The 16,937-nt window shown below is 59.2% G+C and carries 16 protein-coding genes and 1 pseudogene; 9 read left to right on the top strand and 8 right to left on the bottom strand.

The window, feature by feature from the left end:
• Positions 1-7 precede the first annotated feature (7 nt).
• Genes NKH41_RS27055 through NKH41_RS27030 form a run of 6 tightly spaced genes read right to left on the bottom strand, consistent with a single transcriptional unit; the run spans position 8 to position 7,663 of the window.
• Positions 8-1,030, bottom strand: coding sequence for a chemotaxis response regulator protein-glutamate methylesterase (locus NKH41_RS27055; RefSeq protein WP_352469269.1), 1,023 nt, complete (start codon positions 1,028-1,030; stop codon positions 8-10).
• Entirely contained in the window at positions 1,027-3,330 is a 2,304-nt protein-coding gene (locus NKH41_RS27050) for a hybrid sensor histidine kinase/response regulator (RefSeq protein WP_352934731.1), read from the bottom strand. The genes NKH41_RS27055 and NKH41_RS27050 overlap by 4 nt, the downstream gene beginning before the upstream one ends.
• Positions 3,327-4,046 carry a chemotaxis protein CheW gene (locus tag NKH41_RS27045; protein ID WP_051409790.1) on the bottom strand — a complete coding sequence of 240 codons (720 nt, stop codon included), beginning with the start codon at positions 4,044-4,046 and terminating at the stop codon, positions 3,327-3,329. Before NKH41_RS27045 ends, NKH41_RS27050 begins: the two co-directional genes overlap by 4 nt.
• Positions 4,043-5,296: a CheR family methyltransferase gene (locus tag NKH41_RS27040; RefSeq protein ID WP_023722963.1), complete on the bottom strand. Its 1,254-nt coding sequence runs from the start codon at positions 5,294-5,296 to the stop codon at positions 4,043-4,045. Before NKH41_RS27040 ends, NKH41_RS27045 begins: the two co-directional genes overlap by 4 nt.
• Positions 5,293-5,757, bottom strand: coding sequence for a chemotaxis protein CheW (locus NKH41_RS27035; RefSeq protein WP_023680840.1), 465 nt, complete (start codon positions 5,755-5,757; stop codon positions 5,293-5,295). The genes NKH41_RS27040 and NKH41_RS27035 overlap by 4 nt, the downstream gene beginning before the upstream one ends.
• Positions 5,758-5,764: 7 nt before the next feature.
• Positions 5,765-7,663 carry a methyl-accepting chemotaxis protein gene (locus NKH41_RS27030; RefSeq protein WP_352516342.1) on the bottom strand — a complete coding sequence of 633 codons (1,899 nt, stop codon included), beginning with the start codon at positions 7,661-7,663 and terminating at the stop codon, positions 5,765-5,767.
• 464 nt (positions 7,664-8,127) lie between these two features.
• On the opposite strand from NKH41_RS27030, the gene NKH41_RS27025 reads away from it, so the two are divergent.
• The 5 genes from NKH41_RS27025 to NKH41_RS27005 all read left to right on the top strand — a co-directional run bounded on the left by NKH41_RS27025 (position 8,128) and on the right by NKH41_RS27005 (position 11,810).
• Complete coding sequence (locus NKH41_RS27025) at positions 8,128-9,366, top strand: pilus assembly protein TadG-related protein (RefSeq protein ID WP_352493113.1); 1,239 nt, start codon at positions 8,128-8,130, stop codon at positions 9,364-9,366.
• 5 nt (positions 9,367-9,371) lie between these two features.
• Positions 9,372-9,812, top strand: a complete 441-nt coding sequence (locus tag NKH41_RS27020; RefSeq protein ID WP_031195389.1) for a TadE/TadG family type IV pilus assembly protein — start codon at positions 9,372-9,374, stop codon at positions 9,810-9,812.
• Between the two features lie 40 nt (positions 9,813-9,852).
• On the top strand, positions 9,853-10,206 hold the full coding sequence (locus tag NKH41_RS27015; protein WP_352469275.1) for a TadE/TadG family type IV pilus assembly protein: 354 nt from the start codon (positions 9,853-9,855) through the stop codon (positions 10,204-10,206).
• A gap of 295 nt (positions 10,207-10,501) precedes the next feature.
• Entirely contained in the window at positions 10,502-10,786 is a 285-nt protein-coding gene (locus NKH41_RS27010; protein WP_023680838.1) for a PilZ domain-containing protein, read from the top strand.
• A gap of 826 nt (positions 10,787-11,612) precedes the next feature.
• Positions 11,613-11,810, top strand: a complete 198-nt coding sequence (locus NKH41_RS27005; RefSeq protein ID WP_023722969.1) for a hypothetical protein — start codon at positions 11,613-11,615, stop codon at positions 11,808-11,810.
• Between the two features lie 253 nt (positions 11,811-12,063).
• On the opposite strand, the gene NKH41_RS27000 is transcribed toward NKH41_RS27005, so the two are convergent.
• The gene (locus NKH41_RS27000) at positions 12,064-12,213 is read right to left on the bottom strand and encodes a hypothetical protein (protein ID WP_352469339.1); all 150 of its coding nucleotides are present in this window, start codon (positions 12,211-12,213) and stop codon (positions 12,064-12,066) included.
• 47 nt (positions 12,214-12,260) lie between these two features.
• Positions 12,261-13,281 (bottom strand): annotated as a pseudogene (locus tag NKH41_RS34240) (glycogen debranching N-terminal domain-containing protein); the annotation flags it as partial.
• Between the two features lie 480 nt (positions 13,282-13,761).
• Between NKH41_RS34240 and NKH41_RS26985 the strand changes: the two are divergent.
• From NKH41_RS26985 to NKH41_RS26970, 4 genes are all read left to right on the top strand, one after another.
• Positions 13,762-13,989: a hypothetical protein gene (locus NKH41_RS26985; RefSeq protein ID WP_352469337.1), complete on the top strand. Its 228-nt coding sequence runs from the start codon at positions 13,762-13,764 to the stop codon at positions 13,987-13,989.
• 275 nt (positions 13,990-14,264) lie between these two features.
• Positions 14,265-14,483, top strand: coding sequence for a hypothetical protein (locus NKH41_RS26980; RefSeq protein ID WP_352469336.1), 219 nt, complete (start codon positions 14,265-14,267; stop codon positions 14,481-14,483).
• 379 nt (positions 14,484-14,862) lie between these two features.
• Positions 14,863-15,117: a DUF982 domain-containing protein gene (locus tag NKH41_RS26975; RefSeq protein ID WP_352469335.1), complete on the top strand. Its 255-nt coding sequence runs from the start codon at positions 14,863-14,865 to the stop codon at positions 15,115-15,117.
• Positions 15,118-15,324: 207 nt separating this feature from the next.
• Entirely contained in the window at positions 15,325-15,570 is a 246-nt protein-coding gene (locus NKH41_RS26970; RefSeq protein WP_352469334.1) for a DUF982 domain-containing protein, read from the top strand.
• Positions 15,571-16,937: the final 1,367 nt, after the last annotated feature.

Here is a 16,937-nt window from a genome sequence, read left to right as displayed (position 1 = left end):
TAACCTTTCAGCAAGATGGGCCGCACGCCTCGATTAGGCGCGGGGCGATTGAGTCAAGCGGTAGGATCTCGACAGCGGCACCGATGGCAGCGGCGGCTTTGGGCATCCCATAGACCGCACTCGACGCGCTGTCTTGAGCGATTGTCAAATGCCCTTTGTCGCGTAGCAGCTTGAGCCCTTGGGCACCATCTCTACCCATGCCCGTGAGCAAGACACCGATCACGACACCCGGCCACCACTGCGCGGCGCTCTCAAGGAATACATCTACGGAGGGACGGTAGACGTTGTCGTGCGGCTTCGGGGTATAGCCGAGCTTGTGGGCTGACTTGAAGACGAGATGATCAGCCGTGGCCGCAATTAGAACGGTGCCGGCCTCGGGCTCATCTCCTTCGCGTGCCGGACGGATTGGAAGTGCCGCATGCTGGCCGAGCCAGTTTGCAAAACCGGGTACGAACTGCGCATCGAGATGCTGTACGAGAACTATTGCGGCCGTGAAATTGCTCGGAAATGCGCCGAGGATCGCGGCAACAGCTGCGGGCCCGCCCGCAGACGCGCCGATGGCAATAAGGTGCTGTGCCGATGACACAGACGGGGGCAATGTCCGTGTGCCCCAATTTGAAGACGGCGCATCACGTACGAGTTTGCTGATCGTCGTTATCTTCTTGATGAGAAGCTGTGCGGACCGTCCGGACCCCGGGCCGTCAGAGCCGATCGAGGGGATGTCGACCGCGTCAAGCGCGCCATACCCCATTGCTTCATAGACACCAGGAATGTTGGCCTCAATGCTCGCCGTGACCAGCAGAATCAGGCATGGCGTCTTCGCCATGATCCTGCGCGTAGCCTCGACGCCATCCATTTCCGGCATCACCAGGTCCATGAGGATCAGGTCCGGGAGGTCTCGTTGGCAGGCCTCTACTGCCTCACGCCCGTTAACGGCGATCCAGGCCACCTGATGTTCCGGGGTTGATACAACCAATCGCCGCAGAAGCTCGACCGCAAGAGGCATATCGTTGACGATAGCGATCCTCATTGATGGATACACACGCTGCGCCTCATTGTCGCCTGGCCGATCAGGTCGACGACTGCATGGAGCAGTGTCTCGTCGTGGAAACTCCCTTTAGTCAGGTAGTAGTCCGCGCCGGCGTCCAGACCTCGCCTGCGATCGTCTTCGCGATCTTTGTACGACACGATCATGATCGGGGTGTTCCCGAGCCGGCTGTCCTTCTTCATCAAGGTCACCAGTTCGATGCCGTCCATGCGCGGCATATCAACATCGGTGATAACAAGATCGAATGGTTCAGACCGTATGGCGTTCCATCCATCCATACCATCAATCGCCACCTCGACCTCATAGCCGTTATTGTCCAGCAGCTTGCGTTCGAGCTCACGTACCGTCAAAGAATCGTCGACCACCAGAACGCGCTTGCGCCGCCTAAGATCGGGGCTGGTAGTACCACGCCGCAAGGTGCGTAGGCCGCCGGATGACGCGAGCTTGTCTACTGATCGGATCAGATCGTCGACATCAACGATAAGCACGGGCGAACCATCTTCCATCAACGCCGCCGCGCTGATGTCCTTGACCTTGGCAAAGCGAGGATCTAGCGGCCGGACCACCAACTCGCGCTCGCCCAGGAAGCGGTCGACAATCAACCCGTGGGTTTCACCGTGATCACCATTAATCAGAACGACTGAAAGTTCATCGGCGTCTGCTTGCGGCTCAGCGCGGTCAAGAACCTCGTGCGCGGTGACTAGTCCGATCTGTCGATCCTCGAAGCGGAAATGCGGCCGGCCTTCGAGCAGTTCGATGCGCGTGCGCGGCAACTTTATCGTGCTGGCGATGCCTGCGAGCGGGAAGGCGTATGGCTCTCCGTCAATGTCGACGAGCAGCGTGCGGAGCACCGACAAGGTCAACGGCAGCTGTAGTTGAAATCGGGTTCCGAAGCCGAACTCTGAGGAGACGGTTGCGAGGCCTCGGACCTGCTTGGTCATCGCCTGTACGGCATCGAGCCCCACGCCGCGTCCGGAGATGTTGCTAACCGTCGCTTTCATCGAAAAGCCTGGCAGAAACAGAAATTCGAGCAATTCCGCTTCGGCAAGTCTGCCGACGGTCTCCTCTGTCGTCAGGCCGCGCGCCACGACCGTCTCGCGCAGCTTGTTCAGATCGATTCCCCTTCCGTCGTCCGCGACGATTATCTGCAGCAGGCCCGCATTGTGCCGTGCTTCGAGCCTGATGACACCTTCTTCAGATTTGCCGGCTGCTATACGTTCGTCGGTCGTTTCGAGCCCATGGTCGACAGCATTGCGGAGGAGATGGCCGAGTGGTGCCTCGAGTTGGTCCAGGATGTCGCGATCGATGCCAGTTGAGCCCCCGACGATGTCTAACCGCACGTTCTTCCCCAAGGTTCGGCCAAGGTCGCGCACCGTCCTTGAGTAGTGCCGGACGCCATCCTCGAAGGGGCGCATGCGACTCGCCAGCGTTTCGTCATAGAGTCGGTTCGCAAGGTCAGTGGCTCTGCGGTCAATCGAGTCCAATTCGTCAAGGCGCTCTGCGAGGAACGTCTGGCTCAGCCGAAGTTTTTGCAGCGCCTCTGCCAGTGCTTGCACCGCCCGATCGTCCTTAGGAATCTCGGCCAGTGCGTCGCCTAGCACGTCGAAGGCAATGGCCAGATCCGACTGAATCCGTTTCAGTCGAAGTAGGCCGCCCGTAAACGGCCTGAGGCGACGAGCCTCCATCAGGGACTCACCGGCAAGCCCTAGTAAGCGGTTTAGACTATCGGCCGTTACCCGCACCATACGGTCGGAACCGACGCCGCCATAAGGTTGAAGAAGTGGTTCCGATCGAGCGAGGACGCTCGTCTCCTTCGCCGAAGAGGCCCACGGCGCCTCCTGCGGGGCAGCATTTGAGCCGGCGAGCTCCGTCTCTGATGCTGTCGATGGGGAGGATGCCTGCTCAAGCGCCAGCAGAAAACCGGCTATTTCCAGTTTGGCGCTCTCATCGGCCGAGGCAGGCTCACTCGCTATGGATCCGAGGAGATCGACGCCTTTCAAAAGTGTATCGATGTGCTCGCGACTCAGGCTGAGACGCCCCCGCTGTGCGGCGACCAGGCACTCTTCCATCGCGTGCGCAACTTCCACCGCCGGCGTCAGATCGACGATCCGGGCCGCCCCCTTCAGCGAATGGGCAGCCCGCATGCAAGCGTCGAGACTCTGGGCGGACACGGGATCGCGTTCGAGCGCTAGCAGACCGGACGTCAGGGCCTGCGACTGCGTCTCCAATTCGGCCCGAAAGAGGTCGAGCATCGAAAATTGGCTGTAGTCCGCGCCGCTCATGCGATAGCTCGATCGAGCATGGCCAGCAGCAGCGCCTCGTCCAGACAACCGACCGCGCCCCTTCGCCACGAGACCATGGCTGCCGTCATGGTCGAGGACGCCTTGCCAACGGTAGCAGGCAAGGCAAGCTTGTCGCTCTGTTTGAATCGATAAATGCCGTGCATTTCGTCCACAGCAAAAGCAACGCGCTTGTCGCTGTTGCCGACGACGATAAGACGCGGAAATGCCTTGGTCCGCGTGTCCTGTACCCGCGTTTTGCGGTCGTCTACTCCGAGCAGTTTGGCCAACGAAATGCAAACCAGCAATTCGCCTCGAACATTGACAATGCCGAGAACCGCACTGTTCCTGCGGTGTGGCAGCGAATGAATGCTACGCAGCTCGGCCACTTCTTGGAAGCAGCCAACCGGAAGCGCCAGCCATTCCTCGCCGAGACGAAAGACAACGACCGTCTGAAATGCACTGCTCTCGGCATTCCCGACTGCTTCATCGGTCCTTGCCTGGGCAAAATGTCGGGCCCACTCGTCCCGATAGCCGGGCGGCAGCGGACGGTTCAGGAGGTTCCGTGCGATTTCCTTATAGGTCGGGCAGTTCCGGCAGTGGAGATGTTGCTCCAGTTCAGGGCACGATCTGTCACCACGAACGCCTATTTGCCGCCAGCAGTCGCCGATGGCAATGTCCGGCACCGATGATGCGCTACCGGGCTCAGCTGACGTCAAGTGCCGCTCCTTTTCCCAATCCGACCGAGCCGCCCGGTGAGTGCCTCGGCACCGGCGATGTCACCCTGCTTGCGAAGCAGCAGCGCAAGATGCGCGAGGGCTTCTTGATGGCGGGGTTCGAGATAGAGGGCCTTGCGATAGTTCTGGATCGCCTCGGAACGCGCATCTTCTGCATCCTGAGCTAGCCCGAGCAGATAGAAGATTTCCGGCGAAGGACCGTATTCCCCGAGATGCGTCAGCGCGAGTTCCTTTGCTTCCGCAACTCGTCCGGCATTGGCGGTGCGTTCTACAGAAGCGAGGCTTTGGGCCGCCCGCTCGGAAGGGTGGAAGGAGCGCTCCACTTTCGCTGCATTACTGGAGGCCGGCCGGATCGGGCTCAGCACTTTGCTGACGTCAGAGATAGGAGCAGGGGTGGCCGGACCGAAGCGCGACTTGGAGGGGGCAACCGTCCGGGGCGCCTTAGCCGGCTCCACGTTCGTGAACGCAAATGCCATCGGTAATCGCGCTGAAGCAAAGCCGTGCAGAATCGGAAGGCCTGATTCCGCTGGACCGACGAGCAGCAGGCCATCTGGCGCGAGGAGGGTCTTCAGACAAACCAGCGCGCGGTCTTGCAGGTTTCGGTTGAAATAGATCAGCAGGTTGCGGCAAAAAATAATGTCGTACGGTGCCGGCCCATACGAGGCCGCAGGATCAAACAGGTTGCCAAGCCTGAACCGGACTTGCTTCAGGACCCGCACCTCAGGCCGTAGTCCGCCTTCGGCCGCTTCGAGATAGCGCCCTCTGAATTCGAGAAAATCGCCGCGAAATGAGTTGCGCCCGTAGACCGCGCGCTCCGCGGCCGCGAGATTGCCCGTGCTCACGTCGACTGCGTCAATCTTGAAATCCTGTGCTCCGAAACCAGCATCGAACATGGCCATCGCCATCGAATAGGGCTCTTCGCCTGTCGAACATGGTAGGCTCAAGAGCATTATGGGTTGACCCGGCCGCATGCGCGCCCGTGCATGACGCGTCATTGCAGTGAAAGCTTCACGATCTCGGAAGAACCATGTCTCCGGTACGACAACCGCGTTGATCAGTTCCTGGAGCTCGGATGGGGAGCCAGCCAGCAACTGCCAATAATCTTGAAGCCCGCTGATCCGGCAGGCTGACATCCGCTCCCGGAGCGCGTGACGGATCACCGACAGACCGACAGTGCCGCTGTCCAGTCCAATCTTTTCCCTCAATAGCTGTTCGACCGCACCAAACATCATGAACTCATCGCGACCTGACGGAACAACGTTTTGCGAATGTCGTCCGATAGCAGCGCTTCGGCCCTGACCCACTGGACAAGTCCTCTATCGTCGGACGCCACGGGGCCCAAGTAGGGCGGAGTTCCCGCCTCCATCCCGGACGGCGCGAAGTCAGAAGGATCCCGCTCGAGCATATCGGTCGCTCGTTCAGCAACAAGCGCAAGCAGGTGGTTCTCACCATCCTTGGTTGGATAGCGTATCAGAACGATTCGTGTGCTCAGCACCAGCGCCGAGGGGCGGCCAAGCGCAAGCAGGCTGAGATCGATCATGGGAACGGGTAAGCCCCGGCAGTTGATTAGGCCTACTACGCCGTTCGGCGCGCCCGGCAGCGTTCTCACGCCAATGTAAGGCAGGACCTCTTCAACCTGCTCCATGTCCAGCACATACCGGTCGCCACCTATACAGAACCCGAGGAATAGCATAGTCGTCCTAGCTCGCAGGCACCTCTCGTAGCGCCCGCAGTTTGAAACGGGAAATGCTGCTGCGTAACCCGCCCGAAACCTGATTGAGTTCGTCGATCGCGAGCGTGGATTGCTGGAGGGATTCAACCGTTTGCTGAGCGGCTTCGCTCAATTGTATCAGCGTCTCACTGATCTGCGCTGCGCCCGTTGCCTGGGCCTGCATTCCTTCATTGGCGACTTCGAAGCGTGGCACCAAGCCCTGGACCTGCTGAATAATCTCGTAGAGTTGGCCGCCGACCTGCTGCACATCTTGCATGCCACGTCGGACCTCCTCGGAGAATTTGTCCATGCCCATGACGCCGGCTGCGACGGCGGATTGAATTTCCTTGACCATCTGCTCGATGTCGTATGTCGAGACGGCGGTTTGGTCGGCAAGCCGCCGGATCTCCGTTGCCACGACCGCAAAGCCTCGCCCATATTGGCCCGCCTTTTCAGCCTCGATTGCGGCGTTTAGCGAAAGAAGGTTGGTCTGGTCGGCAACCTTGGTGATCGTGGTCACCACCTGATTGATATTGCCGGCCTTCTCGCTCAGGATCGCAAGTTTGGAATTAATCGCGGTGGCGGCTTCCATGACGTGCTGCATGGTTGCCTCCATGCGTGCCAGCCCTGCTTGTCCGCCGGTGGCGAGCGTGGCGGTTTGCTCGGCGACCGCAGAAACTTCGCTCATCGTTCGTACGAGCTCATTGGAGGTTGCCGAGATTTCCTTCGCGGTCGCTCGGATTTCGGTCGTAGTGGCCGCGATCTCATTTGCGGTTGCCTGCTGTTCCTTTGAGGTGGCGGCCACCTCGGTTATCGATGTGTTGACTTGAATGCTGGATTTCTGAACCTGGCCTATCAGCGTGGTGAGATCATCGGCCATGGTGTTGAAGCCCTCAGCCAGCGTGTCAAACTCGTCCTTGCGCTTCAAATCGAGGCGCCCGCTGAAGTCGCCCAGGCGCATTACACGGACGAGATCGACCAATCGGCCAAGCGGGACACTAACGGCACGGAATAGAAGATAGCCGCACAAAAGGGCCAAACCGAGTGCTACGAGGAACCCGGCAATCAGGCCCAACTTCGCTGTGCGGACGATCGAACCTATCTTTTGGGTCGAGCTGTTTGCCTCTCCTCTATGGTCCTCGACCATGGCTTGCAGAGCCGATTGCAATTTCCGAAAGATCGGCTCCACATTGTTCTTGATGGCCGGGCGCTCGTTGGGGATCTCTCCCTTCGCCAACGCGGCACGACTGGCATCCAGTACGGCGGCTTCGGCTTGGCGGAATTGATCGGCGAGGTCCTTGACGACAGCGTAGTTCTGCTTGTCCAAATCGGACTCAATGGTCTCTTCATACTCGTCCATCGACCGTTGCAGGGCGTCGCGGTTCGCCTTGATGGTAGTCTCGAAAGCCCGCTTGTCGGCAGGATTGTCCTGAAGAGCATATTCCTGGAGAAGACTATGGGCATCCATCTGTCCCATCATGATCTGGGTGCTGTGATAGAGGTCCGGAAGAGTTTCCTTTTCCACGCTGGTCGCTTCTTGCTCCGTCTGGAGAAACCAAACGTATGTAATGATGGCCATAACCGACATGACAACCAGAACGGCCGCGAAACTGGCGAGTATGCGGCGGCGTATCGTCAAGCTGTTCATCGGGCTCAGTTCCGCCAGGGCGCTAATTGATTTGTTGGCACGACTAGCCCAGCACCGCGTTGCGACTATGCCGAACAGGCGAGATTCATTCGAATCGCGGAATCTAATATTGGAAACGTTTCTTTTCCGTTCACGTCGCGCCCACAAGCCGCCTGCGAACGGCATGTACGCGTCCAAACCAATGGCCGATCGCATCGGCCGCAACTGGAAAGTATCTCCCACATCGAGCGTGGCAACCAACTCCCCTCCATTGAAACGCTCGTGAGTCGCGCGTGTTCTCAGCGACGGATTGCTTCGAAGGCCTGGCAAGGGGGCGCGCTGTTTCGCGCGAGAGCGCACATAGCTCGAGGTGGAACTCCTGGAAGCGCCGTGCAATTGGCGCCTAGGGTTGTCAAAGTGGAGCGCGTGCAGGTGAGGCCTGCTTGCCGTGCACGCTTTGCGCTGGCGCAAATCTGATTTCATTTGTCGCGGCTATGGCCGTTAGCCTACCCACGAGGGCGAAACACTCGCAAAGTCAATCATCGAGACTGGAAACGCTAACCCGATACGCGACTGGCGCCGCCGGTTGAAGAGAGGGCCAGCGACCAGCAGCGTGCTCGCCGAGTGCGGCCGCGGGAACTTGTGCCGGCCGCGCCAAGGAGCGGATATATCAAATGGAGCGCAATTCTTAGCCATTCCTTCATCCATCTTTCGTTAAATACCCCATGGAAATGGGGCGCCCCATATCGAGGCGGTTGGTTCGGTGTTTGCGACGAGGCGTCGGGACGAGCGGCAACGTTGCTACTATTTTTGCCCTATCTTTGCCGATTGTCGTCGGCGCAGCGGGTCTCGGTATCGAGACCTCCTACTGGTACTTTAGCAGCCTGAAATTACAGGCGGTGGCGGATGCGGCAGCCTATGCTGGCGCTTTGGAAAAGGTTTCGGGATCTGACAAGCCAACGATAGTCGCCGCCGCGACACTGTCAGCGACGACGAACGGCTGGGACCCGTCAACAGGCACAATCGAAATCTTCACTCCCCCGTCCTCTGGCCCGAATGTCGCCCAAAAGGCCGTCGAGGTCATCGTTCATCAGACCCTCGATCGGTTTTTCACATCGATATTCACGCAAAACGCGATCGGCGCACGGGCAAGAGCGGTGGCTTTTATCACTGACGCCTCAAAGGCCTGCGCTTTGTCGCTCAATCGTTCCGCCCCGAGAGCGGCGCTGTTTTCCGGCAGTTCGACCATAAAAATGACGGGCTGCTCCGTCATGTCCAATTCCATTGCCGCCGATGCGATCAAGCTTCAGGGATCGGCAAACCTTCAGGCCGACTGCCTGATATCGGCCGGCGGTGTTTCGTTGAACAACCCCGTGACGACTGTTTGCGCCAGCCCGATAACCCAGGCCTTACCCGCTGGTGATCCCTTTGCCGACCTGCTGGCGCCACCAGCCACAACCCCCTGTCAAAACTCGAAATTGTCGACCCTGAACCCCGGGACATACTGCAGCGGGCTGAGCTTGAGCGGCAATGTTGCGCTCGCGCCCGGCGTGTACGTCATTCAAGGCGGTGATTTCAAGGCGAACGCGAACGCCAATATTTCCGGCGACGGAGTCATCATCTATCTGGCCGGCACATCGAGCGTCAGCATGAACGGCAACGCCACCGTCAAGCTTAGCGCACCGACGTCGGGCACGTATTCCGGTGTGCTGTTTTACGGCAACAGAGGCAACCTGGCGGGATCGAACACGTTCAATGGCACGGCGGACTCGCTTTTGACCGGCGCTTTGTATTTTCCAACCCAGGATGTCAATTTTCTGGGCAATTTCTCTGGCAAAGGTGGTTGCACGCAGGTCGTCGCCGGTACCTTGCAGTGGTCCGGCAACACGAGCATCAGCCAGGATTGCACGAGCCTCGGAATGCGCGACATTCCGGCGACGCAATCCGTTCGGCTTGTGGAGTAATCTTCGTGGAACGGCGATCCGTCCGGATGTTCCGGAGCGATTCGGGTGTTGCTGCGGTAGAGTTTGCGCTGATTGTGCCGATCCTTTGCCTGGTACTTCTTGGCGTTATTAACGGCTGGTCTTTCGTATCAAGCGCGTTGTCGATGCGTGCAGGCGTCAAAACGGCGGCGAACCTCGTGATGCAAGGCGCGGCCGACGACGCGGCTACCCAAGCCGTCGCCCTTTCGAGCTGGGAAAATCATCCCGATGACGCGCAGGTGACGCTGAGCCGGAAATATATGTGCGGGATCACCGTGGTCGATCCATCTGTCCTGTGCGACAGTTTGAAAGCTCCCGCGGTTTTCGTCGAAATCCAGGCGACAGCCACCTGGTTCCCGCCCTTCAGTTTTGGCGATTTTTCCCTCTCGCGCGGGATCAGCCACAAACAGGTGATTCGTGTCCGCTAAAGCGGGAGCCTTCATACGTGGGGTATCAGGCGGAGCCGCATTGGAGTTCGCGCTGATCGCGCCTATTCTGATAATGCTTTTGATCGGCATCTTCGCATTCGGCTGGGCTCTGAATGCCATGTCGAGTGTTCGCTATACTCTGGAAACGTCCTCACGAGCGCTGCAAATGAAGAACTCGCTGACCGAAGCCGAGATAAAAGCGATAGCCACGGCAAAATTGCTGAGTTTGGGATTAAGCGATGTCAACATAACAATAGCAATCGACGCCCCCAGCGGCGGCTTTCGAATGGCCCATCTGACCGCCAAATATGCGTTCGTGATTGAATTCCCGTATTTCGACCGGTATCCGATTAATTATGCGACAACCGTCACGGTTCCGTTGATTGGAACATAAGGCTCATTCTAGTCGGACGCCGCAGCTAGTTCTCCATCAAAAAACCTGCAGCGAAGCTCTTCCTTGCCGCAAGGTGCTTCACGCGGGCTTTGATCCCCGGCTTGACCCATTGTGGGGTCGCCGGCGGCCTTGGCAAGCCCTTTGGTAGGAGGCCGGCATGCTCCTGAAACGTACTTCCACAACCGATCCCGCATGTCACGCCGCCTCTGACGATAACGCTATGTTCATCAGCCAAGCTCAATTATCTGGCAGACCAAAAACTACACGAAGCGACAGACGCCGGGAATTAGGCGAAATGGCTGAAGACGAACAGAGGCGCCAACGCAGGCAGCGCGTCTTCAAGGGCGCAACAATCCTGACCGGCATGACCCATTCCGAGGTCACGTGCACGGTGCGCAACATGCATGCCGGCGGCGCCGAACTGAAGGCCTCGATCGACGCTCGCGTCCCCGACGAATTCCTGCTCTATGTGCCGACCGACGGCATCGCCTACAAGGCGGTGGTTCGTTGGCGTCGCGAAGACCGCATCGGCGTCATGTTCACCGGCACCGAGCCAAAGCCGCACTGGCACTACGGCTAAATCCCCTGAACCACACCTCGTAGCCGTATGCTGGGCGGTGATTGACCCCGTCCTTTGGACGCCTTGTTCCTCCTCCAGAATTTCTTCGACTTAGGTGGCCGACAACCATTCTGGCGCCGACTGACTGCTCGCTTCCATTATCGGTTTGCCGACCATCGTTGGAGATTTCAGAATAGCTACTGCTCTCGCCCTCTCCACCGTCCTGATGGTTTAAACAGTGCCCGTGCATTTCGAGACGGTCCGAGTCGTCGCGAGGATGCGGCGCTGGTGGGGTCGGTCTGCTCGTGTGGAACTGCTCGCATTCATCACGCCTGCGTTGGTCGCGCACCTGCTCGGTATTGGGCAGGGGTAATAAAAGGCGCTGTTCCCCCACAAGCAGAAAACCGGCCTCCCCCTTGCTTCGGCCTGCGGCCTGCAGCACCGACAAGGCACCCGCTAGCGGGTGCCGCCGTCCATCTTTTCATGCCGTCGCGAATCGTCACGTGATCGGTCCGAAAGGTGATGGTTTTGGTCCGTCGAGACGACAGCGACATTCGCCTGACTGGGAACGACAGGGTCAGAGTGCCTGTCATATCAGGGAACGTCGTGCAATTTGTCGACCAGCCCACAAAGTTCCAAAAAAACGGACCGTTCGCTTTGAGGTTGAGTTGCGCCTTAGTGCTTCCCTTGTGATCTTCCTCAGCGTCCGCTGTTTTGACACGGCGCGCATTGGTCATTCGGCCCGTCGCGCTTTTCTGCGGCCCGCCGTTTCGCCCGACATCAGGGAACGATATCGCCCCCCATGTATTAGAAACCCATGGACACTATGGAACCCCACGGCCACGGGATGGCGGCCGATCTTTTGACATCGGAAGTTGCCAATGCCAGGCAGCGCATCCACCGGACCGAGCTCGCGCTTCAACGCACTGAAGAAATGCTGGCCGAAAATCTCGCGCTGTGCAGCAGGATACGAACTGCGGTCGAGGCCGCAGACCGCTTGGTGAAGATCGATCCCCCCAGCTTTGAAGGACGTCGCGCGGGTTGAACTGGGCCGGCGGTTGATTCGTCGCGACCTTCAGGCCACCGGCACCACTCGCGCTCAAGCACGGCGGCAACCAGGTCGACAGACGGCGAGCGCAGCTCATGGTGCGCGGCCTGGTGCTCGCGAGGAACCTGTCATCGGGCATGCGCTCCACTGCCTCGAAATGCCATCGCGCGCGCGGCGCCAAGACGTGGGGCCTGAGGCCCCACACCCCCATTCCGTTCCGCTTCGCGGACGGACATGCTCGCTCCCTCGCTCATGCGGCACTATCCGGTGTTGAGCCATATTGCTTTTGAGAGTGAAGGATGCGGCTGATCGCCGTCGCATAGCGGCTGATCTCGGCGTCGATCTGGCTTGGGGTAAAGCCTCGGCGTTCGAGCTTCTTCCGCTCCGGTGCAACATGCAGCGACCAGTAGCGCTGTCCGGCTTGGTAGGTGCGAGCGTTCAGCGCGGTTGGTATGCTGCGAAGACGTAACCTTGCAGCTCGACTAAGGCGATCGGTCCCTTGGGAATAGTGCCGTCGGTATGGAAGATCGCATCGGCACTGTCCTTCCAGCCCTGATTGAAGAGGCCCGTATCCGCTGCCCTGCTGTAGGTAACGAACCCCTCCCCGTTGCGGGCTCCGACCTCTTCCATCCAAGCCGTGGCAGCACCCAGTGATTCCCAAATGCGATCGACAAAGTCCTCATCTCCGGTCCTGTCGGCGTAGGACGAAGCCAGATAGATGTGCAGCGGAGTGGTGTCGACGCCATCATAGTAACGGCCGAACGGCAACTCGCGAAGCACGGCCATCTTGCCCTTGCGCATTTCGTGCATGATCTTGCCTGGCTCCGCGTCTCCGAAGACGGAAGTCTCGGTCGATTGGTAGCGGGCGAGAAACGCCAGCACGCCACGGGCAAGCTCGGGATTGAGCCAGAGCATCTGCAAGGCGGAAATGACTCCGTCGCGACCAAAGGCGGTTGAGAACCATGGAATGCCGGCATACGGGTATGGTCCCGTCTCGAGGTCGGTTGTCAGGAGCGCGATGTCGGTACGTATGCGGGCCAGCCAGTCATTGAACACGCGTCCGGAACTGAAAACGGTGGCGCCTTGCCGGCGCTTTGAGCGAATCGCACATCGCGCTCGCGCAGCGGCGGCACGAAACCGGTCACTGGACGGAATCTCTTCGCCGTGACCGACCATCCAGATGGAGGATCCTGCGGTCACGGCTCGGCACGACAATGCGGAACTCGGCGTAACTGGAATGCACCTGATCCGGCTCCGCAATGACCGACTGGCGCGCTACATTATCAAGCCCTTCGTACCGAAATGTGACGCTTGCCTCACCAATCAGCGCGTCAGGGGCACGACCGCGACGGCTACGCGTGGTGCCGCGCACCTCGAACATGTCTCGGAAATCGGCATCGAAGTCGAGACGGACCGGCAACGCAATCTCGCGCGAGAAGTAGTTGGTGAAGGTAATGCGCTCGAGCAACGGGGGGTCTTCGCGCGAGCCAGTTATCCGGTCTCCCGCTCAGAAATTTCTACCAAATATTCCGACCTCCTGATGGAACCCATTCGTTGCGGGCGAGTTGCGGCTCATTGGGACGGACTTCCCGAACATGACAACGAGCAACAAAGCAGACCATCAGTCTGTCTCCGGAGCGTTTCGGAAACTGATCCGTTCCGAAGGCTATCGTCATCACGTACAAACGTTCTTAAATCTGGAGGTCGAACCAGAACTGCCGCCCACCCTACAGTCATTACTTGCGGCTATTGATCGGGCCAAACAGGGCCCGACGGAAGAAGGTCCCTAGCCGGCTGGCTGGGCGTCAGGTCAAAGAGTATAGAGGCTCGCTTCGTGGCTTGTCCCCCTGATTCCCACTCAGAAGTCTATCAAACATTCTTCTTGATTTTTCCCGACAGAGGATCATGAATGTTCCCCTTGGGTTCTCGCTGAGGTGGGAGGCCTTGTATGAACGTTTGGACGAACTGCCGACCCGACAAAGTGACTGCCAAACACCTTGTTCACGAGCTGATCCTACAAGCCCGTCGCGGCCAAATCATCTCCGTCAAAGAGACTATCGCAGCGGTGCGCCGAGACGGGCCACATCTGGTGGAAAGTGACTGCGAGCTGGTGGAGCTTATCGTCGACCTTGCCCCAGCCTTTGGCATGTTCGTTGCGTTCGACATTCGCGAATAGCCTCGTAGCACCCCATTGGTTCTCCCCTGCGGTGTACGTCAGGACAGACCGACCTGGGATTGTGGGAGAAAGGCGGCTCGAGGCGCGTCAATAGGATCGAGGAGGAACATGGGGGTCTTCGCGAGCCGGTGTCCGATCCCCACCACAGAAATTCTACAAACATTCCTGACTGTGGCGGCCCAGCGCCGTACCAATTTGTACAATTCGTACATGGCCTTGATGCCGCTCAGGTAGGGAGTAGAGTCACCCTTCGGCGTGTCCCTGGGGAGGGCTGGATGAGCGTCGCGCGAAGGGTCGGTCCGTTTCTAGAACAAGCAATTACTGTACTCCTCAACAGGGCGGACCGTCGCGACACGGTCTCGATCAAAGCGGCACTACGCGAAGCTCGGGAGACTGCGCCTTATTTGGTGGCCTCCGACGAAGAACTAACCGAGGCAATCGTCGAGGCAGCAACTGCCATGGGCCTCTGCGTGGCTTTCGACGCCCAGGAGTAGCTGTCAGCCAACTTCGCTTGTCGTGACCTGGCAATGGCGACCGTGTGCTGCCATTCATTCTCGACATTCCGGCCTTGGCGTGACAGCCCTCACATTAACGCTCTCGCCGAGGACGAATAAGCATCGGATGCCGCAGATTTCCGAATGGTCCTTTGAGGCGATCGCCGCAATGGCTAGACCGACTACAAGCGAAATGACTAGGGCGACACCCACCGGAAGATGATGCATACCGGCTTCGTACCGACCGCTCGGATAAACGTCGATGAACGTTTGGAAACACCCGTCACGGACTCAGACCATCCCTAACAAATGGTTAGCCGTCCTCGTCGCTGAGCCGGTTCATAGAGAGGAAACCCGCTAGCCGCCCTAAGGCCCCTTCATGGCTCGCCACTGGTTCAACCCTCCGGTCCCCGTCAAGACCGAGCGTCCCGGGATCATCCGCAACGTCAACAACGCCGAGGCAGCCGGCGAGGAGCTGATGAAGTGGACCAAGCGTGGCCCTTGGTGGGACCTCGCGGTGCGCGTTTGCATGGCCTGCATTGCCGACGAGATGGAACCTGAGGAGGCCCGCAAGGCATTCCTGGCTGCTGCAAAAGAGGAGGGGACATTACTCCCCCCAATGACAACCAGCTAACTTGAACTGCGGTAAAGGTTCTCTGACCAACACCGCCTTCGCGAAAGGAGCCCGCCGCCCGTGAGAGAAAGGCGACGGACCCCCACAGCGGCTGCACATCCAAGAAGGACCGCTGCGAGTTCTAAACCCGCGAGGGCCTACATCGTTCCTTAGCTGCGGCTAAAGCGGGGTTGGTCAGCGGGCTCTTGGCGCTCTAAGTTCCCCCTTATGGGTCCCCTCTGGTTCGCTCCCCCGGTCTACGTGAAGACGAAACGTCCGGGCATTCGCAATGGGGTCAGCCACGTCGAGGGAGCCGCCGAGGAACTCATGGGGTGGGACACAAAGGGCCCGAAGTGGACCAAGGCGGTCCAATCCTGCGTCGATGCGTTCCAGGGCAGCGCCTCCCCCCAAGAGGTGCGTGAAGCCTTTGAGGCGGCTGCCAAGGAGGCCAACGTGTATCTCTCCCCTGAGTAGGAGGTATCATGGCGCCCATCTGGTTCGTCCCTCCGGTGTTCGTGAAGACTGAAACCGGTGTCAGGCATGGCTGCAACAATGCGAAGGAAGCCCTTGAGCAGCTCAAGATGTGGACCCGGCGAGGGCCTCGCTGGCATAAGGCGGTGACCCTCTGCCTCCAAGCTCGAGGCTTTTCCCTTCACCCGCTACGGACCGCGGCCGAGGCGGCGAGAAAAGAGCGGCTTCGGCAACTCAACGAGACAATGCGCTCAGACAACGGGCCGGACGGCTGGATGTCACGATGAAAGGAGAGCCCTCCACCGTGAGGCAGTGGGCGAAAACCTTGCATTTCATCACGTTTGCACCTCCCTCGACTTGAGCCATCACAAATGCTCTGATCCTCCTTCCTTGGGAGGGGGCAACCATGTTTCGACTCGTCGCCGCTGCGGCGATTGCCGGCATTCTGATGCTGACGGCGCCGATCGTCATGCGCCCGGATCCGCAATACCCTGGTCGACAATCCCGGTCGAGGGCTGCTGCAAGACGTGCTCCGCCGGCAAGGCGTGCGGCGATAGCTGCATCTCGAGGGAGAAGAACTGCCACAAGGCGCATTGGTGCGCGTGTGAAGATCACTAACAGCCCTGATACCGGCTGTGGACACGCCATTGTGCGAGCAGTGGGAGCGGACCCTATCAGCGCATGAAGGGACTAGGATACGCATGACGACGCTTCAATCCGCCATGTAAGTGCTTGTCCGCCGCCAGGGTGAACAGAATAAGGAACACCAGCGTGTTCTTGAGGAATTGTCGTTGAAGGCGGAAAGGAACTGCGTCCAGAAGAGAGGCGCATAGCGCCGTGACGTCATCAGATGGCTAGTCGTATGGCCGTTCGTGGCGATTTCCATTGGGGCGGCTTCCATTGGGCAAGACCGTTGAAGATCGTGGCCGTATCGATCAGCGGTCTTGCGCGGTTTGAGCTTCTTGTACTGGGAACCCGGTTAGACTTCGTTACTGCGGCTCAAATCGATCAGCGGCTTTTGGGGTGGGGTCTTCTAGCCGGTTCATGAAGCGGCTTGCGCCATGAAATTGATGGCGCCGTCATTATCGAAGCGGGCGAAATTGGCATGGTGAATGTTTGCAGGCGCTTGAACCCTTGGGAGCATAGCTGTTGGAGGTCATCGATATTGTCTTTTGGTTTCAGGGTGAGATTGCGCCGGCGTTTGTCTGTCTCCAGGCCGGATACAATCAAGCGGTCTTGCGACGGTCCGGACGAACGCAGCGTCAGCGCTGCTCCGCAGCAGCGCGCTGCAGACGGCGGTCGCCAGCCAGCTTGAGGCGCAGTTGCCGCAACCACTCGCCATCCTCTCCGAGCGGATCGCAGGACAGCTA

This window comes from Mesorhizobium sp. M1169 (assembly GCF_040318345.1).
GTDB lineage: Bacteria > Pseudomonadota > Alphaproteobacteria > Rhizobiales > Rhizobiaceae > Mesorhizobium.
Note: the sequence above shows the minus strand (reverse complement) of the source record. Positions and strands in the feature narration are given on the sequence as shown.